Source organism: Allobosea sp. 47.2.35, assembly GCF_024655635.1.
In the GTDB taxonomy this organism is placed as follows: domain Bacteria; phylum Pseudomonadota; class Alphaproteobacteria; order Rhizobiales; family Beijerinckiaceae; genus Allobosea.
This window is the reverse complement of record NZ_JANLGI010000009.1, coordinates 82,692-106,680: the sequence shown is the minus strand read 5'-3', so window position 1 is coordinate 106,680 and position 23,989 is coordinate 82,692. Positions and strand designations below refer to the sequence as shown.

The following is a 23,989-nucleotide window of genomic DNA, read 5'->3' as shown; positions in this document are numbered from 1 at the left end:
GTTAAGGGGCCGAACGCGCCGCCGCTGACAGGATCTGACGGGAGCCTTCCGATTGCTGGCGCAAGATCGCGAGCACCCCCCTTCAGAACTCGCCGCTCAGGCCGAAGCGGGCTCCGCCGAAACTGTTGCTGGCCAGGCTGACACCGGCATTGATCGCGACGGGAAAAGCCACGTCGAGCCGATGCGCCACGGCGAAGCCGGCCGCCCATTCGCCCTTGTAGGTCGCGGTATTGCCGCTCCAGCTCGTCCTGCCGGGCTGGGACGGCATGGTTGCGGCCGTCATGGCCATCGCCGCCGCGACGCCCTGCCGCGCCTCACGCCGACCCTCCCGCGCAAAGGCCGCGACATCGTCGATGCGCTGGTCGAGCGCGGTGAGCGCCGCTCCGACATTCGTGTAGATGCCGCTGCGCAGGGCATAGCGTGGTCCGGTGAAGCTGCCGTTGGCGTCGAAGCCTGCCCCGCCTCCCAGAGCCGAAGCCGAGCTGTTGGCGACCGATCGCAACTGGCGCAGGTTGACCGCGTCGGTATCCTGCGTGCCCCCCGCGACATGGGTGATCTGACGCTCGTTGCCGGCAGAGCCGATCGAAAGCGCGCCTTGCGTCGAGGCCACCGCCGTTCCGCTGAAAGCCTCCGCCGCCCCTGCCAGCCCGCCCCGCAGCGCAACCGAACCCGCGCCCAACGCGATGCCGCCCGCGGCCGAGACTGCACTGTCGCGCCCGATCGCGACCCCGTCCGCCGCCGTAACAGCCCCGCGCAGGCCGATCGCGATCGCCCCCGTGGCAGCGCCGGATGTCATGGCGCCATGGCCGAAGGCGATGGCATTCGGGTCAGCTGCGCTTGCCTTGGGGCTCGCCGTGCTGCCGAGCCCGCTGATCTCGCCGCCGCCGATGGCGATGCCGCCCGGCCCCTCGACCGTGACGCTGTCCGCCTTGAGCTTGCAGTTCCCCGGCAAGGTGACGAGGTTGCCGTTCTGGTCGCGGATGCTGAGACCGATATTCCGGCCGCTCAGCGTGTCCCGCAGGTTGAGGTTCACCTCCCCGATGATGCCGTTCAGCACGGGATCGAGCAGGCCGCCGAGCAGCCCCGAGGCTGCGTTGGTGACCGGCTGGAGCACCGGGAGATCGACGCCCAACCCAGTGCAGACATCGATCAGGCCGCCCGACTGGGCCCTGGCCATCCCGGGAAGAGCGGCGGCAATCGCGACAAGAGCAAACGCAAGCGGACGGCGTGACATCGGCACCCCTCCAGCACAATCCCGTGACGGGAACGCTCGGACAGGATACAAGAATAGGTTGCATATGGTTGCATAACTGTAAATATACAACCATTGATTGCGATGACGCTGATCGTCTTTCGGCGACGGAGCCGGTCGGCGCGATCTCGCTTGCGCTTGTCAGGGCGCGACGATCAGAGCCCAGTAGACCTGATACTTCGAGCCGGGCGCATAGGCCGTGGCGATGCCCATGCGCTTGGCCTTCGCATCCTTCATGACGCGATCATGCTGCGGCGAATCCCGCCAGCCCGAGAAGGCCTCGGCCAGGCGGCGATAGCCGGCCGAGAGATTGGCTTCCGCCCCCGGTTGCCCCTCGCGGGCGAGGCGCGCCTTGACCGCGTCGGCCTGAGCAGGCTTGTCGGAGCCGGCCATGGCGGTCGCTTCGCGTTTGGCCGCCTCGACCAGCGCGGGATCGAGCACGAGCGGCCCGAGCCCGGCATTGAGCCGGTAGGCCGAGATCATCGCCCGCGCCTGCTCCGTGTCGACCTGTGCCGAGGCGGAGCCGAGATCGCGATAGAAGGCCGGCTGGCCCTGCCGCTGCGGCTCGGCGCAACCGGCAACGCCAAGAAGCGCAAGGGCGCCGGCAAGCGCGGCCGGGCAGGTCATCGCGCGCGAAGTTGCGGCACGGCGGAAAAGGCTGGGCATCCGATCATTCCTTGCTGTCGTCCTTGGCGGGCTCGGGCGCCGGGGCGGGAGCGGGCTTGCTGGCCTCGGCTTCCTCCTCTTCGGGCTCCTCCGCCGCAACCGGCTTGCGCGAACGGCGCGCCGGAGCGGCCGCCACTGGCTTCGGCGCTTCGCGCTTGACGCGGCTGCGCGCAATCTCTCGCTGCCCGACGGCCTCGGCGATGCTACCAAGCGAATGCTCGACGCCTTCCAGCCCGCGCACCATCAATTCGGGCACGGCGGCAGCCGGCTCCATCTCGGCGAGGCGCTTGTGGATCGCGAAGTTCAGGTCGCTGTTGACCCGGCCGGTGATCTCGACGTCGCCGACCACGCAGACGAGCTCGAAATCCATCGTCGTGGTGCCGAGCTTCTTGAACATCACCGCCGGCGGCGGCTTTTGCATGACATCGCCATGGTTCGAGGCGACCTCGGACAGCATCGCCCGGACCTCACCGGCATCGAGGCTGCGCGGCACGGTGAGCGCGATCAGCACGCGCCCGGTCCGGTCGTTGCGGACGCGGTTGCGCACCACGCCGGAGATCAGGTTCGAGTTCGGCACGATCACGGTCGCCCGGTCGAAGGTCGCGATCTCCGTCGAGCGCACGTTGATGCGCTTGACGATGCCTTCGATGTCGCCGACCAGCACCTGATCGCCGACCCGGATCGGCCGCTCCCAGAGCAGGATCAGGCCCGAGACGAAGTTCGACACCACCGATTGCAGGCCGAAACCGATGCCGACGGACAGAGCCGAGGCCACCAGCGTCAGGCGCTCCAGGCTCAGGCCCACCGCCGAGACCGTGATCGCCGCCGCCGCGATATAGCCGATATAGCCGGCCGCAGTGGTGATCGAGTTGCGCAGGCCGGGATCGAGCGTGGTCGTCGGCAGGAACTGGTTCTCGAGCCAGCGCTGCATCGCCCGCGTCGCGCCGATGCCCATCGCGAAGACGATCGCACCGACGACAATGGTCGAGAGCGAAACGGTGACGCCGCCGACCTGGAAGCCGAAGAAGGCGGCGCGCAGTGACACGAGGAAATCGCTCGATTCCAGCCCCCAGGGCGCCAGCACGAGCAAAACCGTCACCGCGATCAGAAGGAGCTTCAGCATGCCGACGCCGATGACCGAGATCTTGTCGAGCGTGGCGGCGCGCAGGCCCATGCCCGCCTTCAGCGTCAGCGCGAAACGCCCCTTGCCGCCGAAGAGCCGGGGGAAGCCGAGATCGATGAACTGGAAGACCAGCAGGAACAGGCAGGCGACGATGCCGACCCAGAGCGCCTGCTCGGCCAGGAAGGCGGCGAAGACGACATAGCCGAAGAGCGTCGACGTGATGATGCCGAAGCCGATGATCCAGCCGAGGATGCGCACCGGTCCCAGGCTCGCGCCATCGACCGGAACATAAGGGCCGAGACAGGCCTCCTGCTCGACCTCGTCGTCGTCGCGGATCTGGTAGAGCCCTGCGATCAGGGCGAGCGCGAACAGGATGGCGAAGAACGCCTTCACGATGATCGAGATGGCGAGGCCGGCGGCGATCGCCTGCAACCAGGCCTCGAACACCTTGCCGACCGACATCACCGCCGCGAGCGAGCTCGCGATCCAGACGACACTGCGCGCCGTCGTATCCATCACCTTGACGAGACGACGCTGCGGGCTCGACGGCGCGAAGAGCGCATCGGCCAGCGCCTGCACGAAGGCGAAGAAGGCGAGGCCGACGACGACGGCCCAGATTACCGGCTGGATGCGCGGCGGCAGCAGGCCCGTCGTGTTCAGGGCCTTGTAGATCAGCCAGCTCGCCAGCACCGGCGGCGCCGCGCCTGCCACGATATGGGCGAGCGCGATATAGAGGCAGTGCAGGTTGCCGGTATCCTGTGTGTTGCTGAAACGCGCCTTGAAGCGCGGCAGATAGCGCGCCCGCGCCCAATAGAGCAGAATCGCGCCCATGAAGGCGAAGCCGACGACCGTGCCGCGCGTGCCGGAGAAGGCGTCCCTGACGCCCTCCAGCCAGCCGCCGAAGACATGGCCGGAAGCGCGCAGGTCTTCCGGGGCGGTCGCGACCGCATTGCTCCAGACCTCCGGGTTCGCCACGGAGGGGCCGGCCGCGAACAGCTGCTTGGCAAAGATGTCCCGGCGCTTGTCGCCGATGCTGCTCTGCAATTGCTCGGCCTGGAGCAGCGAGGCCTTGGCGAGCTTCAGCGTCTCGTCGGCCTCCGCGAAGGCCTTGGCCCGTGCCTCGCGATCACGCGCGATCTCGGCGCTTTCAGCCGGGGCGCTGGCCTCGGGCTTGGGGCCGAGTTGGTCGAGCCTGAGCTTGGCCTGATCGACGCGGGGCGTCTGCTCGTCGATGATCAGGCGCAACTGGTCGAGCGAGGGCTGCAGGCGCAGGCGCTGCCGCTGCAATTCGGCGTCGGTCGGGTTGGGCGAGGCCAGCGTCGTCTCGATCTGGGCGAGATCGGCGCGGACGCTGTCCAGCCGGGCGCGCAGGCTGCCCGGCTCGGCTGCCGCCTGGGCAAAAGCCGGCGCCGAGGTGGCCAAAGCCATGACGACGAGGAGCAGGCAAGCCGCCAGGAAGCCTTGCAGGCTCGAAAACGACGCTCGCGTCCTGCGCGCTGCCATGGTGATGCGGTCCTGCCCGTCCAGATGATTCGGCTCCGGCTCGACCCTCGGCACAGCCATGCGCGCAAGGCAAGATGAAGAGCGGAGTTCGACCGGCACGAAGGGCTCCCGGGCTCGCGGATTGGAACAGGGCGGGGAGACGGGCCCCGCCGCCTCATCCCTGCAAAACACGACCTGAAGATGGCAGAGGCGCCAGTTTCGCCCGCGCGCCGCTCAGTCGCGCCGCTTGCGCCCGCCCTTGGCGCGGTTGCGGTAGCTCGCATTGCCGAGGCCGGTGCCGATCGTCAGCACCGCCCAGCTCTCGACATCCTGCATCCCCGGCATCTCGCTCAGGCCCTGGATCACGGCGTCGTTGTGCATCACGACCTCGGTCTCGTGCTCGCCGATCTCCGGCACGAGGGCGCGGATGCTGTCGACGAGGTTGAAGCGGCTGCTCTCCCAGTTGCCGGGCAGGTTCTGCGCGCCGCGATCGATCGCGCCGTCGGGCTCGATCAATCCGGGACAGCCGATGCCGATGAAGGGCGCGACCCGCAAGCCCGCCTTCTCCGCGTTGGCGATCTGCTCGCGCAGCATACGGCCTAGCCGCTTGATTGCCTCATCGCGGCTCGGCTCCTCCTCGGCGTGGCGCCAGAGTTCGGATTTCCAGACCCGCGCCTTGCTGAGATCCGGGGCCTTCTTCTGCCGGAGCTCGACGATGCCGGCACGGATGTTCGAGCCGCCGATATCGACTGCGACGAGGCTGTCATAGGCCTCGAAGATCCATTTCGGCGCGAGATGGGCGCTGCCGACCAGCCCGGCTTCGTCGGGGTGATGGCTGACCGGCACCAGGTCCAGGTCGCGCCCGTCGGTCCGCAGGATGATGGCGGCGCGCGCGATGGCGAGTTCGCCGACCCGGCTCTCGCGAAAGCCCCCGCCCACGACGATGCGCTCGATCTCCGCCCAGCTCTTCAGCCTCGTGAAACGACGGATGACGAAGGCAAGCGACTGCGCGAAGCCCTCGATGGCGCTGAGCACCAACGCGGCTTCTCTCGCGTCCCCGCCCTGAAGCAGCGAGTCGAGCTCCTTCTTGCTGATCTCGGCGGTCTTGCCCTCGAGCGGATCGTCGCCATTGCGCTTGAGATGGCTGCGCAGCGCATCGAGATGCTCCATGAAGGCACCGCGGCTCGCCTTGTCGCCGACGAAGCCGTCATCATCGCGGACCTCCAGATTGTAGCTGGTCACCACGACCGAAGGCAGCTCGGCGGCACCATGCGGCCCGGTCGCGGCCTTGGCCGCATTGCGTGACGTCTCGGCGGTCGCCGTGGCCATGTCCTTCCCCCTCGGTCGATGCGGATCAGCGGAGGCAACCCGCTGGAGCCTGCAGGGGTTCCCCGGCCGGGGCGATGCGCCGCATGCAGCCCGCCCGCGCGCAGCCGGCTCGCCCCGGCGGTTGACCGCTGCCGCGATCGCCGCTCCAACAGATACGAGCCGCACCGATGCGGCCCGGGGGGATGGAACGTGTCGGATCTGATCTTGCGGATGGTCGTCATCGGCGTCGGCGCGACCGCGCTTACCGATATCTGGGCTCAGGTCCTGCGCCTGTTCGGCTTCCCCAAGCCGAACTGGGCAATGCCGGGGCGCTGGTTCGCCCATCTGCCGCGCGGCCGCGTCTGGCATGAGGATATCGCGAAGTCAGAGCCCGTCCCCGGCGAGCTCGCGATCGGCTGGATCTGTCATTACCTCGTCGGCATCGCCTTCGCCGGCATCGTGCTGGCGATCGCCGGCGCCGGCTGGGCGCGTAACCCGACCTTCCTGCCGGCGCTCATCGTCGGCTGGGCGACGATCGGCTGCGGCTGGTTCATCCTGCAACCCGGCATGGGCATAGGCATAGCCGCCTCGAAGAAGCCGAACGCGAACCAGATCCGCCTGCTCAATTTCGTCAGCCACACCCTCTTCGCGATCGGCCTCTACGGCACGGCGCTGCTGACGCGCTGAAACGCCTCAGTCGAGAATGCGTGTCTCGTAGGCATAGAGCTGCCGGAAGCCGAGGCTGCCATAGAGGCTGATCGCGACGGCGTTGCTCTGCTCGACCTGCAGATAGGCGTTATCGCAGCCCATCGCCGCGGCCCAACCCATCAGGCTGCGGACGATCTTGCGGCCATAGCCGTGGCCGCGATGGTCGGGATGGACGCAGATCAGGCCGATCTCGGCCATGCCAAGCTCGGCGACGCTCATGCCGAAGGCGACCGCCTCACCCTCGACCAGCCATGTCGCGAAGGCGGCCGGCAGCCGAACCTTCTCGATGATCGCTGCGAGATTGCCGACATGGGTCTTGTTGCCGCTCTGGAGCGCGGCGACGCCGGCCGTCCATTCCAGGCTCGGCCGCGCCTCGATCTGCAGTTCCGCCTCTTCGGACGCCGTGAAACCGGCAAGCGGCGCGATCTGGCCGAAGGATTTGTCCTTGACCCGGTAGCCGCGCTCCAGCACCGCCGCCCGCGTCGCCTCCGCCACCAGTGGCGTCAGGCGGATCGCGGGAGTAAGCCCGTCGGCGCGATAGAGCTCCTCGATCAGGTCTAGCATGGTGGCGTCGAGCTCGGCGCCAAAGCTCAGCGGCGTCGCCGAATTCGCCCGGCCCGAATAGCCATTGGCGAAGCGCAGCACCCAGTCGCCGACGATCAGCGTCGAGAGAGCCGGCCAGGCATTGATGATGCGCCGCTCGCAGCCGAGCACGAGTTCGCTATCGTCCGTCTTCGTCAGCATCCTATCCCCCGGACGGCTTGCGCGGTGTCGGCCGCCAGCCCGGCGGCGCCATCTCGAAGCCCTTGAACTCGAAACCCGGTGCGACCGTGCAGCCGACCAGCGTCCAGGCGCCGAGCGAGGTCGCGCTCTGCCACCAGCCGGCCGGCACCACGAATTGCGGGCGCTGACCGGCTGCAAGCTCGGTGCCGAGATGATGCGCCGAGGCATCGTGCCCGTTCGGCGAGACCGTGATCACCAATGGCGCCCCGGCATAATGATGCCAGACCTCGGCGGCATCGACGCGGTGCCATTCCGAGGTCTCGCCGGTATCGAGCAGATAGTAGATCGCGGTCGAGAAGCCGCGCCCCTCGGGCCCGGCTCCGTCGCGAAACGTCTCGCGATAATGGCCGCCCTCCGGATGGGGCTTGAGGTCGAGCAGGCGGATCACCTCCGCCGCCGTCAGCCCGTCCAGCCGCATCGTCATGGTCAGAACCGGTTCTTGGCTTCGCGAAGCGCCGCGAAAACCTCGCCCGGCGCGGCACCTGCCAGCCCGACCGCCTTCGCCAGCGCCGGCTCGGTCGCCCGGAAGAAGGGGTTGGTCGCCTTTTCCTCAGCGATCGTCGTCAGCGCCCAGAACCGGCCCTCGGCCTTGGCCGTCTCGGCATCAGTGAAACGCGCCTTGAGCGCCTCGTTGGCGGAATCGACCGATCGGGCGAAGCGGGCGTTGGACAGGGTATAGTCATGGCCGCCGAGCAGGCGGACATCGCCCGGCAGCGCCATCAGGCGCGAGAGCGAGGTCCACATCCGCTCCATCTGGCCGGGCTGGACGCGCCCACAGCCCATCACGAAGACGACGTCGCCGACCAGCGCGAGCTTGGCGCCGCGCCCGACGAAGCTGAGATGTCCGTCGGAATGGCCGGGCGTATGCCAGATCTCGAAGCTCTCGCCGCCGAAGCTGACGGTATCGCCCTCGCCCAGGACCCGGTCGAGCGGCGCGCTGGTGCGCGCATCGACCGGCCCGACGACATGGGCGCCAGTCGTCTGCTTCACCTCGGCCACGCCTTGCGTGTGGTCGTGATGGGCATGGGTGATGAAGATGTCGCTGATCGTCCAGCCTTTCGCCCTGGCGGCGGCGAGCGTCTCGCCGGCATCGGGCACGTCGATGGCGGCGCAGGCGCCGCTGGCGGGATCATGGAGCAACGCGCCCGCATTGTCGTTGAGCGTACGGAAGACGTGAAGGTCGAGCGGCATGGCTTCCTCCGGCAGGGTCGGCCCGGCGGAACGGCGGGCGGTCACATCCTCTGCATGGGCCATGCCCGGCCGCCGATCAACCCGGCATCGCCGCAGGGCAGCCCTTGCGTTCAGGCCTTGCGCGTTCCATCTCAGGCGCCATGCCTCTCGACGTCGTCGACCTGCGCGCCTTCTATGCAAGCCCGCTCGGCCATGTGGCCCGGCGCTTCATCGGCCGGGCGATGCTGCGTTTCTGGCCGGATTGTTCGCGCCAGCGCCTGCTCGGCCTGGGTTACGCGACACCTTATCTCTCCGTGCTCGGCATGCAGGCCGAGCGGACCATCGCTTTCATGCCGGCGGCGCAAGGCGTGGTGAACTGGCCATCGCCCGGCCTCTCGGCCTCCGCGCTGGTCGAGCCGACGCTCCTGCCCTTGCCGACCGCGTCGATCGACCGGGTCGTGCTGGTCCATGCGCTGGAGGAGACGGAGAGTCCGGACGACCTGCTGGAAGAGGTTTCGCGCGTGCTCAATCCCGGCGGGCGGATGATCCTGGTCGTGCCGAACCGGCGCGGGCTCTGGGCCCGGATGGACGGCACGCCCTTCGGCCAGGGCCGCCCGTTCAGCCGCCGGCAGCTCTCCGCGCTGATGCGCGGCGCCGAGTTCTCGCCCGAGCATTGGACCGAGGCGCTCTATGTCCCGCCGCTGCAAAGACGGCTGCTGATGCGCTCGGCGCTGGCCTGGGAGCAGATCGGCGCGGGGCTCTCCCTGCCCTTCGCCGGCGTCCATATCATTGACGCCACCAAGCAGTTCTACCGGCGCGCGCCCCTGCGCGCGACACGGCGCAGCTTCGCGCTGAGACCCGTCCTGCTGCCGCAACCTTCACCCACGCCGCGTGCGGCAAACCCGCCTGAGAAGCCACGAACGGGTTGACAATTTCGCCGGGGCGCGGCCAAGGTCCGCCGCTTTTCAAGCCCGGTTTCACTGCAAACCGCCGCTCCGCCCGCTTCTGGCGCGGAATCTGAACTGGATCACGATGCGTAGCTATCTGGATTTCGAGAAACCGGTCGCCGAGCTGGAAGCGAAGGCGGACGAGCTGCGGGCCTTGGAGGCACGCGGCGACGGCATCTCCCTGTCGGAGGAGATCGGCAAGCTCGACGCTCGCGCCAGCCAGGCGCTGAAGGAACTCTATGCCGCGCTGACGCCCTGGCAGAAGACGCTGGTGGCGCGCCATCCGCAGCGCCCGCATTTCAAGGATTACTGCGCAGGGCTGATCACCGAGTTCACCCCGCTGGCCGGCGACCGCGCCTTCGGCGAGGACGAGGCCATCGTCGGCGGCTTCGGCCGCTTCCGCGGCGAGCCCGTCTGCGTCATCGGCCAGGAGAAGGGCGACTCGACCGAAACCCGCATCCGGCACAATTTCGGCATGCCCAAGCCCGAGGGTTATCGCAAGGCCGTGCGCCTGACCGAGCTCGCCGACCGCTTCGGCCTGCCCGTCCTGAGCTTCGTCGACACCGCCGGTGCCTATCCCGGCATCGAGGCGGAGGAGCGAGGCCAGGCCGAGGCCATCGCCCGCTCGACCGAGGCCTGGCTCGGCCTGCGCACGCCGAGCGTCGCGCTCGTCATCGGCGAGGGCGGTTCCGGTGGCGCGATCGCGATCGCCGCCGCCAGCCGCGTGCTGATGATGGAACATGCGATCTATTCGGTGATCTCTCCGGAAGGCGCGGCCTCGATCCTCTGGCGCGACACGGCGCGCGCGCAGGACGCCGCGACCGGCATGAAGATCACGGCGCAGGATCTGCTGAAATTCGGCATCATCGACCGGATCGTGCAGGAGCCGACCGGCGGCGCCCATCGCGACGGACAGGCCGCGATCAACCGCGCGGGCGATGCCATTTCCGCAGCGCTCGCCGATCTTGCCGGCCTCAGTGCCGATGACATCGTCAACAAGCGCGCCGACAAGTTCCTCGCGATCGGCCGCAATCTCTGAGCAATCTCCGGGGGCGAGATATCTCGCACCCGCGAAGGCAAGGTTTCTTTACCCCGCGTTGACCATGTGGCCAGACTCGGGAAGCCTATGGTAAGGAACCCTCAAGGCTAACGCATCTACAACGAGTCGACGGGCACAATTTGGCCGTCTTGCGAAGTCACAGGTCGCGCCCCGGCCTGCCGTTCGATGGGATTGACGACGTGGCATTCAAGCAACTCGCGCTCGTGGCTTTTGTTGCATTGACGCTGGCTGCCTGCGAGGATGATCGTTATCGCGGCTCCGCCCGTCACAACATCCCGATTCCGAGCGCGACCTATGCCCTCATGTCCGAAAAGGGCATGAGCAAGGACCAGCCGATCATCATCCGATCCTTCAAGAAGGAATCGGAGCTCGAGGTCTGGAAGCGCAAGGCCGACGGGCAATACGCACTGCTGAAGACCTATCCGATGTGCCGCTGGTCCGGCCAGCTCGGCCCGAAGCTGCGCGAGGGCGATCGCATGGCGCCGGAGGGCTTCTATGCCATCGCGCCGCAGCAGATGAACCCGAATTCGTCCTATTACGTCTCGTTCAACATGGGCTATCCCAACGCCTATGACCGCTCCTATGGCCGCACCGGCGCTCATCTGATGGTGCATGGCGCCTGCTCCTCGGCCGGTTGCTATTCGATGACGGACGACCAGATCGGCGAGATCTATGCGCTGGTGCGCGAGGCCCAGAATGCCGGCCAGCGCGCCGTGCAGATGCAGGCCTATCCCTTCCGGATGACGGCGCAGAACCTCGCCAAGCACCGGCTCGACCCCAATATCGCCTTCTGGAAGAACCTGAAGGAAGGCTCCGACTATTTCGAGGTGACGAAGGACGAGCCCGCCGTGTCGGTCGCCGGCGGCCGCTATGTCTTCAATGGCGGCCAGGCTCCCGCCGCCGTCGCCGAGAAGCGCCGCGAGGACGAGGTCCAGGTCGCCTCGCTCGTCGCTAAGGGCACGCCCGCGATCAAGCTGATCTATGACGACGGCGACCAGCACACTTCCTTCAAGCGCGCGCTCGCCTCCAACGGCTCCGACGCACTGAACCGCTCCGCCTCCTGGGCATCGAAGGATGTCGGCATCAGCCGCGAGGATGCCCTGGCCCTTGGCCCGCGCGTCGTCGTGCTCGACAACGCCGGCAAGACCAAGACGACCGTGCGCGCCGCCTCCGCCGATAACGACGCCGTTCTTGCAGCGGTCGCCGCCGCACCCATCGAGGAGCCCGCCAAGCCGGTGGAAGCCAAGCCCGCCGCCGCACCGCGCCCGGCCGTGGCGCCGGCCACCACGCAGCTCGCCAAGGTCGCTCCGGGCAATGCCCAGCAGGCGCCGGTTCTGGCAAGCGCCTCCTCGACCCCGGTCGTCCCAGTCGCCCCGGCCGAGGACAAGCCCTTCCTGCAGCGTGCGCTCAGCTTCATGCCGACCTTCGGCGGCACCGCCGACCAGGGCATGACCACCGCTTCGGCTCCCGTGGTCTCGGTGGTTCCGGCCCAGCCGACGAGCACCAGCGCTCCGCTGCCGCCGCGCCGCGCCACCGGCCTCAGGACCTCCAGCCTCGACCAGTCGACGGCGGCCTATGCCAGCCAGCCGGTCCAGCGCTGAAGCACCCGGATGGCGCCGGTTTGGCCGTGACAAAATTGTCGCATCTGACCAGATAATCCCGGCTGCCTTTTTTGCAGGCGCGAAGGCCCCCGTTTCGGGGGCCTTTGCTTTTCTGCTGTGCGATCAGCCCAAAAGCTTGCCTTGCCGGAAATCCGGCCTCACCCGCTTGATGGCGTGACAGCGCGATCACTGCGCGGCGAGGGGTTTTTGCAGATGCCTGATCTCTTCCGTTCCTCGATTCTGGGCCTTGCCCTGGCGGCTGGCGTCAGTGGCGCCCAGGCCTCCGACCTGCCGAGCAAGAAGGGCGCGCCGCCGGCCCCGGTCGTCCCGGCGATCACCTGGTTCGACATCGCCGTCAACGTGAAGGCCCAGACCGACTACAATTTCCGCGGCATCTCGCAGACCGACCGCAAGCCCGGCATCGGCGGCGGCGCCGAGCTGCAGATCTACAACAACCTGTTCTATGTCGGCGTCTACGGTGCCAGCGTCGACCTCGCGACGCGGCCGGATGCCGAGATCGACTTCTATGGCGGTATCCGCCCGAAATTCGGCGACCTCGCCTTCGACCTCGGCGTGATGCAGTACTATTACCCCAGCGAGAAGCAGCTGATCGACGCCACCGGCGTATTCTGGACACCGAAGAACACCGACTACACCGAGGTCTACGGCAAGGCGTCCTACACCTTCGCCGACAGCCTGACGCTCGGCGCCAATGTCTACTACGCCTGGGACTGGCTCGGCACGGGCGCGAGCGGCACCTATGCCTCGGTGACCGCCAAGTACAACCTGCCCTTCCTCGAGGGCCTCTCGGTCTCCGGCGAGCTCGGCCATTATTGGCTCGGCACCACCAATCTCGCGATCTGGTCGACCGTCCCGGCCACCAACCTGCCGGACTACACCTACTGGAATGCCGGCGTGTCCTACAACTGGAAGAACCTCACCGCCGATCTCCGCTATCACGACACCACGCTGTCGAAGACCGAGTGCTTCCTGCTGACGGCCGACCCGCGCGGCATCACGACCGGCAGCGGCCGCTCGAAATGGTGCGGCGCGGCAGTGGTTGCGACGCTCTCCTTCGACATCACCGCGAGCAGCGTCGGCGTCTTCGCGCCGAAGTGAGGCCTGCGCCTTTGCAAACGCGAAAGGCCGCCTTCGGGCGGCCTTTCTGTTGAAGCGATGCCCGCGGTCAGACGATCTCGGAGACCAGCTTGGCGATCAGGCTGTTGGAGAGGATCACCGGGAGGCCGGCTTCCTTCGCCTCGCGGCGATGGCGTTCGACGAAACCCATGCAATCCATCAGCAGAATCTGCGCCCCGCGTCCGGCGAGATCGCGTGCGGCCTCCGATGCGGAAGCTCCGTCTCCACCATAGGGCGAGGCGGCGGCATAGAGCGGCGTGCGGCCGAGTGGCGCCCATTTCCCGGCCTCCGACGCGATCTGCTCCGCCAGCGGCACTATGATGCCGAGCTGAGCACCCTGCACCAACGCCGCCACGGTCGGTGGCAGAATATGATCCGGCTCGACCAATCGCGCTGTCTGCGTCCTCAGGCTCTCGAAATGCCCCGTGCAGAGCATCAGGATCGTCGCGCAGCCTTCGGCCTCCAGCATCGCGAGCTTGGCTTGCGCCGCTGCTTCGGTCCGGGCCCGGTCGATGATCACCGCGCTGCCATCGAGCAGCTTGGTGATCAACACCGGCTTGCCGGGTTCGGCCGCGAAGCCGCGCTCGATCTCGGCACGGCTCAAGCCGTCGAGCACCCCGGCATGGCGGCGCGGCAGACGCGCATCCAGCACATCGTCGAGGATCGGCGTGATGTCGCTGCGCGGCGCCTGGCCGATGGTCAGCGTACCCAGCTTGCTCATGGCGATACCCCCCGCAATGAAAAGGCCCCGGGACGCACGCCCAGGGCCTGTCTCGTTCAGCGCTTCCAGAAATTCTTCGAGACGGAGTCGAAGAAGGAGAAGATCGCGTCGCCCGCGATGACGCCCGCGGCGAAGACCTCCATGTCACCCTCGCCGCTCGCGCCGCGCAGCTTCTCCCAGATGACCCGGCAGAGGATACCGGCCAGCACCGCCCAGCCCGCCATCGGGAAGTTGATCAAGAGGCCAGTGGCGAAGAGAACGCCGATCTGCCGCTTCGGTCCACCGATGAACTGCAGGATCGCGCCCGGAATCGCCCAGATGAAGAGCTGCCAGGCCACGCCCGGCGCGACGCCGGCCTTGATCGTCGCCGCATAGACCTTGTTCACGGGGGCGACGAGGTTCTGGTCGAAGAAGGACTGATAGGAGACCAGCACGACCGCGCCCGCCACGACGAAGGCCAACATCGCGGCGAAGAGCTGCTGGCGGCGGCCCTCGAGCTCGAAGGCGGGGTTGGCGCCGTTGCCGCGCAGCAGGTAGCCGGCCTTCAGGTCATAGCCCATATCGGCGAAGGCCGGGCCCGTTGCGGCCGAGAAGCCGACGAGCAGCGCCAGAGCCGGCATCGGAAAGCCCAGGAGCATGCCGATGATCAGCGTGATCAGCGCTACCGCGAAAGCCGGGAACCAGCCGGAGTGCATCGCCGCGAGACCGACGATCAACTCATGCACATAGGCCGCGAAGGCGGCGTAGAGCACGAATAGGATCAGCATGCCCATCGACATGTCGCTCATCAGTCCGCCGACCACGGCAATGAATACGGCGATGACGAGATAGCCGACGGTGCCGAGGCCGAGCGCGCGCTTGACCTCGGCATCGCTGACGCCGGCCTTGACCTCATCCGCCTTGGCCTCGCCGCGGCGGAACAGCAGCAGCGCGACCTGCAGCAGCGCGACCAGTCCGGCACCGATCATGAAGCCATGCGGAATATAGGCGGCCATCAGGTCGCCCTTCGGGATGATGCCGGCGAAGGTCGGGCCGCTGAAGATCTGGCCGGAATAGCCGCGCAGCAGCAGGCCGATGCCGAACATCAGCAGCGCCCAGATATTGCCGATGAAGGCGACGCCGAAAGCCGACATCGGGATGCCGGAGACGGCGGTCGAACCGGCGAAGCCGATCCAGGCCAGCGGAATCTTGACGAAGGAGGCAACGATGCCGGTGCCGAAGCCGATGCCCATCAGAACCGCCTTGCGCCCACCCTCGTCACCGGCCTTGATCGCCTCGGCCGCCGCGACGCCCGGAGGCCAGGCGCCCGTCGCCGGGAAGACACGGGAATCGAACATCCGGTAGAGCAGATAGGCGTCGAGCAGCATCGCGAAGAAGGCACCCGCCAGCATCGGCAGGACGAGGTCGGGCCGGCCAAGCAGCCAGGGAATGCCGACCGGCAGGAGCAGGCTGTTCGCGGCGCCGAACGTGGCCGAGGAGATCGCGCTCTGGGCGAGGTTCTGCACATGGATCGAGCGGTAGCGCGCGAAGATCGCGAGCGGCACGCGCGCCAGCGCCATGGCGGCGAGCGCGCCGATCAGCGAGGTGTTGGCGGTGATGCCGAGCGACACCAGAAGCTGCATGCCGATGATCGCGCCGAAGACGCAGAGCACGGCGATGAGCAAGAGCGTCGCCGGCTCGAACAGGCTGGGATGCTTCTGAGGCACCCCCTCGTTTGGATTGGTCATGCCTCAGTCCCCTTATTGGCCCCTGTCGGGCGCGTGCGTTGTGATCCCTGCGGCTCAGGCAACCAGGATGCCGGCCTTGGCCTCGCCGACATCCTGCGTGGCATGCGCTCCCTGCACGCCGTAATCGCGCTTGGCGGCATCCGGTGAGACCAGCCCGAGCGCGATGTCGCGGGCAATCGCCTCCCGCGAGCGCTCGGAAGCCGGGCCGTAGCCGGCACCGCCGGCGAGCACGAGCTCGACGATCTCATGCGGCTGCCGGACCTGGACGAGCTCGCCGGTGCCGACGTCCTTCAGGACATGGCCCTGCTCGTCGATCACCCGGCCCGACGCCCCCCCGCCGGCCTTGCCGCCGAACAGGCCCGGAATCGGGTTGTTGACCCCCTCCGGATAGAGCGAAACCAGCGTCGGCAACCCGTCATCGGCAAGCTTGCGTAGACGCACGCGCTGGCCGAGGCCGCCGCGATGCTGGCCGGCGCCGCCCGAGTCAGTGAGATAGGTCTTCTCGACCACCAGCACCGGCACTCGCGATTCGAAGGTCTCGATCGAGGTGTTGGCGGCGGAAGTCGGGTAGAGCAGGCCGGACTTGCCATCGCCCTGGGCCGAGCCGCCCTGGCCGCCACCGACGAAGAGCATGTCGGAATAGGTGTCGCCGACCTGGTCGCGGCCATAGACGCTCGCCGCCACCGGCAGACCGGTGAAGGCCTGGACCTGCTTCGGCGCCGCCTTCGAGAGGGCGCGGAAGATGTTCGGCGCCAGATACCAGCCGGTGCGCGTGCGCAGGTTCACCGCCAGCGGCTTGTCGCAGTTCAGGATCGAGCCCTTCGGCGCGTCGATCGAGAAGGCGCGGTAGCAGCCGGCATTGCCGCGCACGCCCGGCGTCAGCATGCATTTCAGCGGATATGTCGCATGCGCCATCGTGTAGTTGAGCGTGCAGTTCAGCCCGCCCTGCGCCAGCTGCGGCGGGGCGCCGGCGAAGTCGAGATGGATCGTGTCGTCCTTCACCGTCAGCGCCAGCGGATAGGTCATCGGCGTGCCCAGCGGATTATTCGAGACCGTGCCGTGATAGACGCCGTCCGGCAGCGCGCGGATCGCCTCGCGCATCGCCTTCTCCGAGCGGCTCTGCACGACATGGGCGAGCGCCCTCAAATCCTGCATGCCGTAATCGGTCAGGAAGGACTGCAGGCGCTCGGCGCCAATCGCATTGGCCGCGACGAAGGAGTGGAGATCGCCGAGCACCTGCTCGGAGTTGCGCACGTTCTCGCCGAGCAGGCGCACCAGCGTCTCGTTGATCCGGCCGGCCTCGTAGAGCTTCATCGGCGGGATCTGGAAGCCTTCCTCGTAAATCTCGCGAGCCCGCAGCGAATCCTTGGTGCCGCCGATATCGGAGACATGGCCGACCGTGCCCATCAGGCCGACGACGCGATCGCCGAGGAAGACCGGCGTCACCACCGCGATGTCGAAGAGATGGCCGGCGCAGAGCCAGGGATCGTTGGTGATGAGCACGTCGCCGGGCCTCAGCGTCTCGGCCGGATAGCGCTCCAGCAGCGCCTTGACCGCACGCGGCAGCGTCAGGTTGAACACCGGCATGGCGCGCGGCGAATGCGCCAGCGTCTCGCCTTCGGGGTCGAGCAATTCGCAGGCGAAGTCCTGCGCTTCCGAGATCACCAGCGAGAAGGCGGTGCGGCAGACCGTCAGCCACATCTCCTCGACGACGTTGATCATCCGGCTCCACATGATCTCCAGAGAGATCGGATCGGCCTCGATCCGGCGCGCGGCCTCGGCCAGCGGCATGTCGGCGGTGATCGTCGTCTCGGCCGCGTTCGGCTGGGCGACATGGACGATGAGGTTCAGGACGTCGTCGATGCTGACGCTGTCGCCGGGCGGCACGATCGTGGTCGATTCACGCTCCTCGATGATCGCCGGACCCTTGACGGTGTCGCCGGAGCGCAGGGCGTAGCGGTCGTAGACCGAAGCCTCGCTCCAGCCGCCCTCGAACCAGGCCTTGCGGCTGCCCTTGATCTTGTTGGTGGCGTCGCCGCCGCCGGCCGCTCCGGAGAGCGAGAGTGTCGGCACCGGGCCGGCGCAACGGACGCGGAAGTTGATGGCTTCCAGCCGGGCGCCCTCATAAACCGAAGTGTAGCGGGCGGAATAGGCCTTGCTGAAGGCGGCGCGGATGGCCTCCAGGCTCGACGCATCGATGGCGCCGGCCGGCAGCGGCACGGAGATGTCGTGCATCTGGCCGACGAGGCGCATATCGGCCATGCGCTCGACCGTGACGTCGCCGGGCTTCACGCCGGCCTCGGTCAGATGCTTGCGGCCCTCGACCTCCAGATCGCGGAGCACGGCATTGACGGATGCGGCATCGAAGCCTTCGGAGAACTCGACCGGAAGCGAGCGCACCATGTCGAAGGAGAGCGGCGCGGCGAGGAAGCCGAGCGCGGAGGCAGCGCCCGAGGCCGGCGGGATGATGACCTGCTTGACGCCGAGCACGCGGGCGACGTCGACGGCATGGGCCGGACCGGCGCCGCCGAAGCCGACCATGGCGTAATGGCGGGGGTCCTTGCCCTTCTCGACGAGATGGACGCGGGCGGCCGCGCCCATGCTCTCGACCACGACCTTGTGGATGCCCCAGGCGGCTTCCTCGATCGAGAGACCGAGCGGCGCGGCAACGGTCGAGACGGCCTTGCGCGCCGCCTCCAGGTCGAGCGACATGCGCCCGCCCAGGAAGAACGAGGGATCGTAATAGCCGAGCACGAGATTGGCGTCGGTCACGGTCGGCTTCACGCCACCCATGCCGTAGCAGGCCGGGCCGGGATCGGAGCCGGCCGAATGCGGGCCGACCTTGAGCAGGCCGACCTCGTCGATCGCGGCAATCGAGCCGCCGCCGGCGCCGATCTCGATCATGTCGATGACGGGCGCCTTGATCGGCAGGCCGGAGCCCTTGGCAAAGCGGTTGACGCGGCCGGCTTCGAGCATTGGCGCGATCTCGGCACGGCCGTCCTCGATCATGCAGGCCTTGGCGGTGGTGCCGCCCATGTCGAAGGAGATTACGTCCTTATGGCCAGCGAGCTCGCCGAACAGGGCCGTGGCCAGGCCGCCGCCGGCCGGGCCGCTTTCGAGCAGGCGGATCGGGAAGGTGCGGGCCGTCTCGGGCGAGACCAGGCCGCCCGCCGAATGCATCAGCCGGAGCGAGCCGGTGAAGGCGCGGGCCGCCAGCTCGCGCTCCAGCCGGTGCAGGTAGCGCCGCATCAGCGGCTGGACATAGGCGTTCGCCGCCGTGGTGACGAAGCGCTGGTATTCCCAGATCTCGGCAACGACCTCGCTCGACAGCGAGACGGTCAGCTCCGGGCAGGTCTCGCGGACGATTCTGCCAGCCTCCTGCTCATGGGCCGGGTTGCGGTAGCTGTTGAGGAAGCAGACCGCGATCGCCTCACAACCAGCGGCTTCCAGCTCGCGGGCCGCCTTGCGCACGGCTTCCGCATCGAGCGCGGTGACGACCTGGCCGTCGCGGTCGATGCGCTCGGCCACTTCGAGGCGATGCTCGCGCGAGACCAGCGGATCGGGGAAGGTCAGGAACAGGTCGTAGATGTCGTAGCGCTGCTCCGTCCCCATTTCGAGGATGTCGCGGAAGCCCTTGGTGGTGATCAGGCCGAGCTTCGAGCCCTTGCGCTCGATCACGGCATTGGTGACCAGCGTCGTGCCGTGGACGATGTCGCCGACATCGGCGAGCGTGATCCCGGCCATCTCGGTGAGTTCGCCGAGGCCGATTAGGGCCGCTTCCGACGGATCATGCGGTGTGGTCAGGCGCTTGTGCAGCCGGACCGAACGCTCCTGCGAATCGTAGAGGATGAAATCGGTGAAGGTGCCGCCGATGTCGAAGCCGATACGCCAACGATTGCTCATGAAGCGGTCTCCGCGATTGAGAGGTTCAGGGAGTTGAGATGTTCAAGGGGTAGAAGCGGCTGTCATGGGTCAGGGCCGCGATCCCGGCGGCGCCCTCCCCCAGCAAACGGATGATGGCAACGCGCTCGGCCGGCTCGACCGTCGCGGCCGGAAATGACAGGCAGAGCGCGACCTCGTCGCCGGTCGCGGGATCGCCGACCGCGACCGAAAGCGCGCGCACGCCGCGCACCGCCTCGTCGCGGGATTCGGCGAAGCCCTCCTCTCGGATCTGTGCCAGGCGATCGAGCAGGTCGCCCATGTCGCGCGGCGCGGTCTCCGAGGGCGAGGTGAAGCCAGCCGGATAGAGTGTGCGGACCTCGTCGTCAGGCAGGCGGGCGAGCAGGGCGCGGCCGGTGCTGGACGCAAAGGCGGGGATGCGGTCGCCGATCGAGGTGACGACGCGCAGGGCATGGCGGCCGGGATGGGCCGTGACCGCGACGATATCGGTGCCGCGGCGGACGCTGACATAGCCGGTATGGCCGATCCGGTCCGAGATATCGCCGACCACGGCATCGGCACGGTCGATCAGCGAAGCGGCGAAGCGATAGAGATGGCCGACCTGATTGAGCAGCAGCGAGGGCCGGTAGCGCTTGCTCTCTCCGACCGTCTCCAGCAGCCCCTCGTCGCGCATCGCCCGGAGCAGCCGCGAGGCGTTGCTTTTCGGCATGCCCAGTAACGTCACCAGATCCGTCACCGTCACGTCATGGCGTGTGCTGGAGAAGCAGCGCAGCACATCCACGGCCGACGACAGGATCGACATTGCGGCTTACCTTTAAAGTTCCATTTAATGGAACTATAGTTGCAATAAAAGGGAAAATACGCGAGTTAAGAAAGATGTCAATCCTGTGACCGCGTTTTTGCTTCCCTAAGGTGATCCTTGCGATCGGGGCCGAGTGCCTCGACGCCGCTCAAGCCAGGCTGTATCCCGGCTTCCATGCCGCTTCGGGCTTAGCCCGCGTCATGGAGATCACCGGATGAGCGACAGCCTGCTGTATCTTTCGCGCGACGATGTCCGGGCGTTGGCGATCTCGCCTGACGAGGCGCGCGAGGCCGTGCTGCAAGGTTTCCGCGACCACGCCGCCGGACTGAACCGGAGCATTCCGAAGACGGCGCTGACGCTCGGGGCCGGCCATGGCTTCCAGGCCATGACGGCAGCGTCCTCCGCCCAGCAGATCGCCACGGTGAAATGGGTGGCGATGGCGCCGGTCGCGGCAGGCTCGTCGCTGCCAGCCGTCAGCGCGCTGATCTGCGTGAACGACTATGCGACGGGCATGCCGCGCGCGATCCTCGACGGCGACGAGATCACCTTGATCCGCACCGCCGCGATCACCGCAGCAGCAGCCTCGCGCCTCGCCCCGGCCGCGCCGCGCACCATCGGCTTCGTCGGATGCGGATTACAGGCCCATGCCCATCTCGCCGCTTTCCGCGCGCTCTATCCCGGCCTGATGACGGCACTGGCCATGAGCCGCAGCCGCGCCTCGGCCGAACGGCTGGCGGAAGCCGCACGGGCGACCGGTCTCGCAACGCAGGTGCTTGATGATGCCGACGCACTGCTTGCCGAAAGCGACATCGTTGTTTCGATGGTTCCGGGCGGCCCCGGCATGGCGCCTTTCCTCGATGCCCGGCGCCTGAAACCCGTCGCCTTCGCCGCCGCCGTCGATACCGGCCGCAGTTGGATACCCGAGACGCTGCCCGCCTTTGACGTCCTCGCCACCGACAGTCTGGAGCAGTCGCGCGCGCCCTATGATGCGGCCGGCAACCCGGTCACGACCGTCACCTTCGGCCATGATATGACGGAACTGGCAGCCGCGCCGCACCCGACAGCGCCGACGAGCCGCTCCTTCTTCTGCTTCCGCGGCGTCGCGCTGGCTGATCTCGCGCTCGCCCATCTCGTCGTCGAGAAAGCCCGCGAGCAGGGGCTCGGCACGAGCCTGCCGCGCTGATCCAGCCTTGCCTTCCGGACCACGCCATGACCCAGCGCCTTCGCGATTTCGACCTCACCTGCGGCATCCTGCAGCCCGGCCCGCTCAACGCGATCACCGACGTGCCCGGCGTCAAGCTCGGTCATTTCACCCTGAACGAAGGCGATCTCCGCACCGGCTTCACGGCGCTGCTGCCCCATGACGGCAATCTCTTCCGCCGGAAGGTTCGCGCCGCGGTCGATGTCATCAACGGCTTCGGCAAGAGCGCCGGGCTGATGCAGCTCGCCGAGCTCGGCCAGATCGAGACACCGCTCCTGCTCGGCAATACCTTGAGCGTCGGCACCGGCTTCGACGCGCTGGTGACGCGTGCGCTCGCTGATAATCCCGACATCGGCCGTGAGACCGGCACGGTCAATCCGGTCGTGCTCGAATGCAATGACGGCTATCTCTCCGACATCCGCGCCCGCGCGCTGACCGAAGCCCACGCCTTCGTCGCCCTCGATGCCGCCGCTTCCGGCCCTGTCGCGGAAGGTGCGGCCGGCGCCGGCACCGGCATGAGCGCCTTCGGCTTCAAGGGCGGCATAGGCACCGCCTCGCGCCACTTTGACCTCGACGACAGCGATCACACGCTCGGCGTGCTGGCGCTCGCCAATTTCGGCAATTCCGGCGATCTCGTCCTGCCCGATGGCCGCCGCCCGGTTCCGCCCGAGGTGAAGCCACAGAGCGAGCGCGGCTCAGTCATCTTGGTCATCGCGACGGATGTGCCGTTGGAATCGCGGCAGCTTCACCGAATCGCACGGCGCGGCGGGGCCGGCCTTGCCCGGCTCGGCGCCTTCTGGGGCAATGGCAGCGGCGACATCGCCGTGGCCTTCACCACGGCCTGTCCCGTCGACCACGACCAGCCCAACGACCTCGTGCCACTATGCGCGCTCAACGAGAACCGCATCGACACGCTCTTCCGTGCCGCCGCCGAGGCGACGCAGGAAGCCGTGCTCAACGCGATGGTCGCAGCGCCGGCCACGACCGGGCGCGACGGGCATCACCGCCCGTCACTGGGGGATTGGCTCCGGGCGAACGCCGGCTAAGACCGTTCAGGCCCACTCGCCCTTGCGGAACACCGGCACGCGCCGACCGTCCGCGTGGACGCCATCGATATCGACCTCGCCGGAGCCGATCATCCAGTCGATATGGATCAGGCTCTTGTTGCCGCCCTGCGCCGCGATCTGCTCCGGCGTCAGGTCCGCACCATCGACGAAACATTTCGAATAGCACTGCCCCAGCGCGATATGGCAGGAGGCGTTCTCGTCGAAGAGCGTGTTGTAGAACAGGATGCCGCTCTTCGAGATCGGCGAGGAATGCGGCACCAGCGCGACTTCGCCGAGCCGGCGCGCGCCCTCGTCGGTATCGAGCACCTTGTTCAGCACCGCCTCGCCCCGCGAAGCCTTGGCCTCGACGATCCGCCCGCCCTCGAAGCGCACCTGGATCTCGTCGATCAGCGAGCCCTGATAGGAGAGCGGCTTGGTGCTGGAGACATGGCCCTCGACCCGGCGCGCATGCGGTGTGGTGAAGACCTCCTCGGTCGGGATGTTCGGATTGCAGACAATGCCGTTCTTGGCCGGCGAGGCGCCGCCCTGCCAGTCATGGCCATCCGCCAGGCCCACGGTCAGATCGGTGCCCGGCCCGTTGAAATGCAGCGAGGCGAAGCGCTGGCCGTTCAGCCAGTCGCGCCGCGTCCGCAGCGCCGCGTTATGCGCGGCCCAGGCCGCGACCGGATCTGCCTGATCGATGCGCGAGGCCGAGAAGATCGCCTCCGCCAGCTTGCCGACAGCCACTTCCTCGGCGTCATCAGGGAAGACCTGCTTCGCCCAGGCCGCGCTCGGATAGGCCAGGATGTTCCAGTTGATGTCGAAGCCGGCGATCTTCTCCAGCGCCGGCTGATAGGCCAGCGAATTGGCCTTGCTGGCGCGCCCGACCTTGACCGGGTCCTCGTTCGCCAGCAGCATCGGGTTATCGCCGACGATCGCGAGCCGCGCGGTATTGGCGGAAAAGGCCTCGGCGACGCCCTTGTAGAGCCAGGCCGGTGCCTTGTCGAAGCTCGCATCCGGCGCGTAACGGTAGCGCGCCAGCGTCACCTCCTCGTCGGCCAGCATCGGCGTGACGATGCCGGCGCCGGCCTTGTAGGCGTGCTCGGCGATGCGACGCACCAGCGGCAGCGCCGCGACTGGCGCGGTCAGGAACAGGTCCTGCCCCGGCTGGAGATTGAGGCCGACGCGGATGGCGACCTCGGCCAGCTTGTCGAGCTTGGCGGAATCGATGGCTTGCGGGCGCTGGTGAACAGTCATGGCTCTCGACCTGTCGGATTCGGGATTGCCGCCATTGCTGGTCCAAATTGCCGAGAGGTCAACCACCGCGACGGCAAGGCCGCTATCCGATGACCGGC

The 23,989-nt window shown here is 67.8% G+C and carries 19 protein-coding genes; 7 read left to right on the top strand and 12 right to left on the bottom strand.

The genetic code is table 11. The features are described from left to right. Positions 1–82 precede the first annotated feature (82 nt). The 4 genes from NUV79_RS13290 to NUV79_RS13275 all read right to left on the bottom strand — a co-directional run bounded on the left by NUV79_RS13290 (position 83) and on the right by NUV79_RS13275 (position 5,852). Positions 83–1,234: a hypothetical protein gene (locus tag NUV79_RS13290; RefSeq protein ID WP_257733561.1), complete on the bottom strand. Its 1,152-nt coding sequence runs from the start codon at positions 1,232–1,234 to the stop codon at positions 83–85. 159 nt (positions 1,235–1,393) lie between these two features. After that, complete coding sequence (locus NUV79_RS13285; RefSeq protein WP_257733560.1) at positions 1,394–1,918, bottom strand: CAP domain-containing protein; 525 nt, start codon at positions 1,916–1,918, stop codon at positions 1,394–1,396. Between the two features lie 4 nt (positions 1,919–1,922). Next, complete coding sequence (locus NUV79_RS13280) at positions 1,923–4,544, bottom strand: DUF3772 domain-containing protein (RefSeq protein WP_257733559.1); 2,622 nt, start codon at positions 4,542–4,544, stop codon at positions 1,923–1,925. A 213-nt stretch (positions 4,545–4,757) separates the two neighbouring features. Next, positions 4,758–5,852 carry an ROK family protein gene (locus tag NUV79_RS13275; protein ID WP_257733558.1) on the bottom strand — a complete coding sequence of 365 codons (1,095 nt, stop codon included), beginning with the start codon at positions 5,850–5,852 and terminating at the stop codon, positions 4,758–4,760. Positions 5,853–6,062: 210 nt separating this feature from the next. Here NUV79_RS13275 and NUV79_RS13270 point away from each other — a divergent pair, with 210 nt between their 5' ends. Beyond that, entirely contained in the window at positions 6,063–6,518 is a 456-nt protein-coding gene (locus tag NUV79_RS13270) for a DUF2938 domain-containing protein (RefSeq protein WP_374679272.1), read from the top strand. Between the two features lie 6 nt (positions 6,519–6,524). Here the strand turns inward: NUV79_RS13270 and NUV79_RS13265 are convergent, their stop codons facing one another. The 3 genes from NUV79_RS13265 to gloB are packed head-to-tail and all read right to left on the bottom strand — an operon-like array spanning position 6,525 to position 8,513. Continuing rightward, positions 6,525–7,283 (bottom strand): GNAT family N-acetyltransferase, encoded by a 759-nt coding sequence (locus NUV79_RS13265; RefSeq protein WP_257733556.1) that lies wholly within the window; start codon positions 7,281–7,283, stop codon positions 6,525–6,527. Position 7,284: 1 nt separating this feature from the next. Continuing rightward, entirely contained in the window at positions 7,285–7,740 is a 456-nt protein-coding gene (locus NUV79_RS13260; protein ID WP_374679271.1) for a cupin domain-containing protein, read from the bottom strand. Between the two features lie 8 nt (positions 7,741–7,748). Further along, positions 7,749–8,513 carry a hydroxyacylglutathione hydrolase gene (gloB, locus tag NUV79_RS13255; protein WP_257733644.1) on the bottom strand — a complete coding sequence of 255 codons (765 nt, stop codon included), beginning with the start codon at positions 8,511–8,513 and terminating at the stop codon, positions 7,749–7,751. Positions 8,514–8,653: 140 nt separating this feature from the next. Here gloB and NUV79_RS13250 point away from each other — a divergent pair, with 140 nt between their 5' ends. From NUV79_RS13250 to NUV79_RS13235, 4 genes are all read left to right on the top strand, one after another. Next, a complete protein-coding gene (locus NUV79_RS13250) occupies positions 8,654–9,421 on the top strand; it encodes a class I SAM-dependent methyltransferase (protein ID WP_257733554.1) in 768 nt (255 codons plus the stop codon). Between the two features lie 103 nt (positions 9,422–9,524). Then, positions 9,525–10,478: an acetyl-CoA carboxylase carboxyltransferase subunit alpha gene (locus NUV79_RS13245; protein WP_257733553.1), complete on the top strand. Its 954-nt coding sequence runs from the start codon at positions 9,525–9,527 to the stop codon at positions 10,476–10,478. Positions 10,479–10,678: 200 nt separating this feature from the next. Further along, complete coding sequence (locus NUV79_RS13240; RefSeq protein WP_257733551.1) at positions 10,679–12,100, top strand: hypothetical protein; 1,422 nt, start codon at positions 10,679–10,681, stop codon at positions 12,098–12,100. Positions 12,101–12,313: 213 nt separating this feature from the next. Continuing rightward, positions 12,314–13,219, top strand: a complete 906-nt coding sequence (locus NUV79_RS13235) for a TorF family putative porin (RefSeq protein WP_257733550.1) — start codon at positions 12,314–12,316, stop codon at positions 13,217–13,219. Between the two features lie 67 nt (positions 13,220–13,286). Here NUV79_RS13235 and NUV79_RS13230 read toward each other — a convergent pair whose 3' ends face one another. The 4 genes from NUV79_RS13230 to NUV79_RS13215 are packed head-to-tail and all read right to left on the bottom strand — an operon-like array spanning position 13,287 to position 20,387. After that, positions 13,287–13,958, bottom strand: a complete 672-nt coding sequence (locus tag NUV79_RS13230) for an AroM family protein (protein ID WP_257733549.1) — start codon at positions 13,956–13,958, stop codon at positions 13,287–13,289. A gap of 56 nt (positions 13,959–14,014) precedes the next feature. Beyond that, the gene (locus tag NUV79_RS13225; RefSeq protein ID WP_257733548.1) at positions 14,015–15,685 is read right to left on the bottom strand and encodes an OPT/YSL family transporter; all 1,671 of its coding nucleotides are present in this window, start codon (positions 15,683–15,685) and stop codon (positions 14,015–14,017) included. Between the two features lie 54 nt (positions 15,686–15,739). Continuing rightward, entirely contained in the window at positions 15,740–19,588 is a 3,849-nt protein-coding gene (locus NUV79_RS13220) for a hydantoinase B/oxoprolinase family protein (protein ID WP_257733547.1), read from the bottom strand. A 25-nt stretch (positions 19,589–19,613) separates the two neighbouring features. Then, positions 19,614–20,387 carry an IclR family transcriptional regulator gene (locus NUV79_RS13215; protein WP_257733546.1) on the bottom strand — a complete coding sequence of 258 codons (774 nt, stop codon included), beginning with the start codon at positions 20,385–20,387 and terminating at the stop codon, positions 19,614–19,616. 214 nt (positions 20,388–20,601) lie between these two features. Between NUV79_RS13215 and NUV79_RS13210 the strand changes: the two genes are divergently transcribed. Continuing rightward, positions 20,602–21,570, top strand: a complete 969-nt coding sequence (locus NUV79_RS13210; RefSeq protein ID WP_257733545.1) for a hypothetical protein — start codon at positions 20,602–20,604, stop codon at positions 21,568–21,570. A gap of 26 nt (positions 21,571–21,596) precedes the next feature. Beyond that, complete coding sequence (locus NUV79_RS13205) at positions 21,597–22,634, top strand: DmpA family aminopeptidase (RefSeq protein ID WP_257733544.1); 1,038 nt, start codon at positions 21,597–21,599, stop codon at positions 22,632–22,634. A 6-nt stretch (positions 22,635–22,640) separates the two neighbouring features. Here NUV79_RS13205 and NUV79_RS13200 read toward each other — a convergent pair whose 3' ends face one another. After that, a complete protein-coding gene (locus NUV79_RS13200) occupies positions 22,641–23,891 on the bottom strand; it encodes an aminopeptidase (RefSeq protein ID WP_257733543.1) in 1,251 nt (416 codons plus the stop codon). Positions 23,892–23,989: the final 98 nt, after the last annotated feature.

Excerpts from the sequence above, each read along its gene's own strand:
- NUV79_RS13230 (WP_257733549.1), bottom strand. The coding sequence starts at position 13,958 with ATGAGCAAGCTGGGTACGCTGACCATCGGCCAGGCGCCGCGCAGCGAC.
- NUV79_RS13250 (WP_257733554.1), top strand. The coding sequence starts at position 8,654 with ATGCCTCTCGACGTCGTCGACCTGCGCGCCTTCTATGCAAGCCCGCTC.
- NUV79_RS13290 (WP_257733561.1), bottom strand. The coding sequence starts at position 1,234 with ATGTCACGCCGTCCGCTTGCGTTTGCTCTTGTCGCGATTGCCGCCGCT.
- NUV79_RS13245 (WP_257733553.1), top strand. The coding sequence starts at position 9,525 with ATGCGTAGCTATCTGGATTTCGAGAAACCGGTCGCCGAGCTGGAAGCG.
- NUV79_RS13280 (WP_257733559.1), bottom strand. The coding sequence starts at position 4,544 with ATGGCAGCGCGCAGGACGCGAGCGTCGTTTTCGAGCCTGCAAGGCTTC.
- NUV79_RS13225 (WP_257733548.1), bottom strand. The coding sequence starts at position 15,685 with ATGACCAATCCAAACGAGGGGGTGCCTCAGAAGCATCCCAGCCTGTTC.
- NUV79_RS13265 (WP_257733556.1), bottom strand. The coding sequence starts at position 7,283 with ATGCTGACGAAGACGGACGATAGCGAACTCGTGCTCGGCTGCGAGCGG.
- gloB (WP_257733644.1), bottom strand. The coding sequence starts at position 8,513 with ATGCCGCTCGACCTTCACGTCTTCCGTACGCTCAACGACAATGCGGGC.
- NUV79_RS13220 (WP_257733547.1), bottom strand. The coding sequence starts at position 19,588 with ATGAGCAATCGTTGGCGTATCGGCTTCGACATCGGCGGCACCTTCACC.
- NUV79_RS13235 (WP_257733550.1), top strand. The coding sequence starts at position 12,314 with ATGCCTGATCTCTTCCGTTCCTCGATTCTGGGCCTTGCCCTGGCGGCT.
- NUV79_RS13260 (WP_374679271.1), bottom strand. The coding sequence starts at position 7,740 with ATGCGGCTGGACGGGCTGACGGCGGCGGAGGTGATCCGCCTGCTCGAC.
- NUV79_RS13270 (WP_374679272.1), top strand. The coding sequence starts at position 6,063 with ATGGTCGTCATCGGCGTCGGCGCGACCGCGCTTACCGATATCTGGGCT.
- NUV79_RS13200 (WP_257733543.1), bottom strand. The coding sequence starts at position 23,891 with ATGACTGTTCACCAGCGCCCGCAAGCCATCGATTCCGCCAAGCTCGAC.
- NUV79_RS13275 (WP_257733558.1), bottom strand. The coding sequence starts at position 5,852 with ATGGCCACGGCGACCGCCGAGACGTCACGCAATGCGGCCAAGGCCGCG.
- NUV79_RS13215 (WP_257733546.1), bottom strand. The coding sequence starts at position 20,387 with ATGTCGATCCTGTCGTCGGCCGTGGATGTGCTGCGCTGCTTCTCCAGC.
- NUV79_RS13205 (WP_257733544.1), top strand. The coding sequence starts at position 21,597 with ATGACCCAGCGCCTTCGCGATTTCGACCTCACCTGCGGCATCCTGCAG.
- NUV79_RS13285 (WP_257733560.1), bottom strand. The coding sequence starts at position 1,918 with ATGCCCAGCCTTTTCCGCCGTGCCGCAACTTCGCGCGCGATGACCTGC.
- NUV79_RS13210 (WP_257733545.1), top strand. The coding sequence starts at position 20,602 with ATGAGCGACAGCCTGCTGTATCTTTCGCGCGACGATGTCCGGGCGTTG.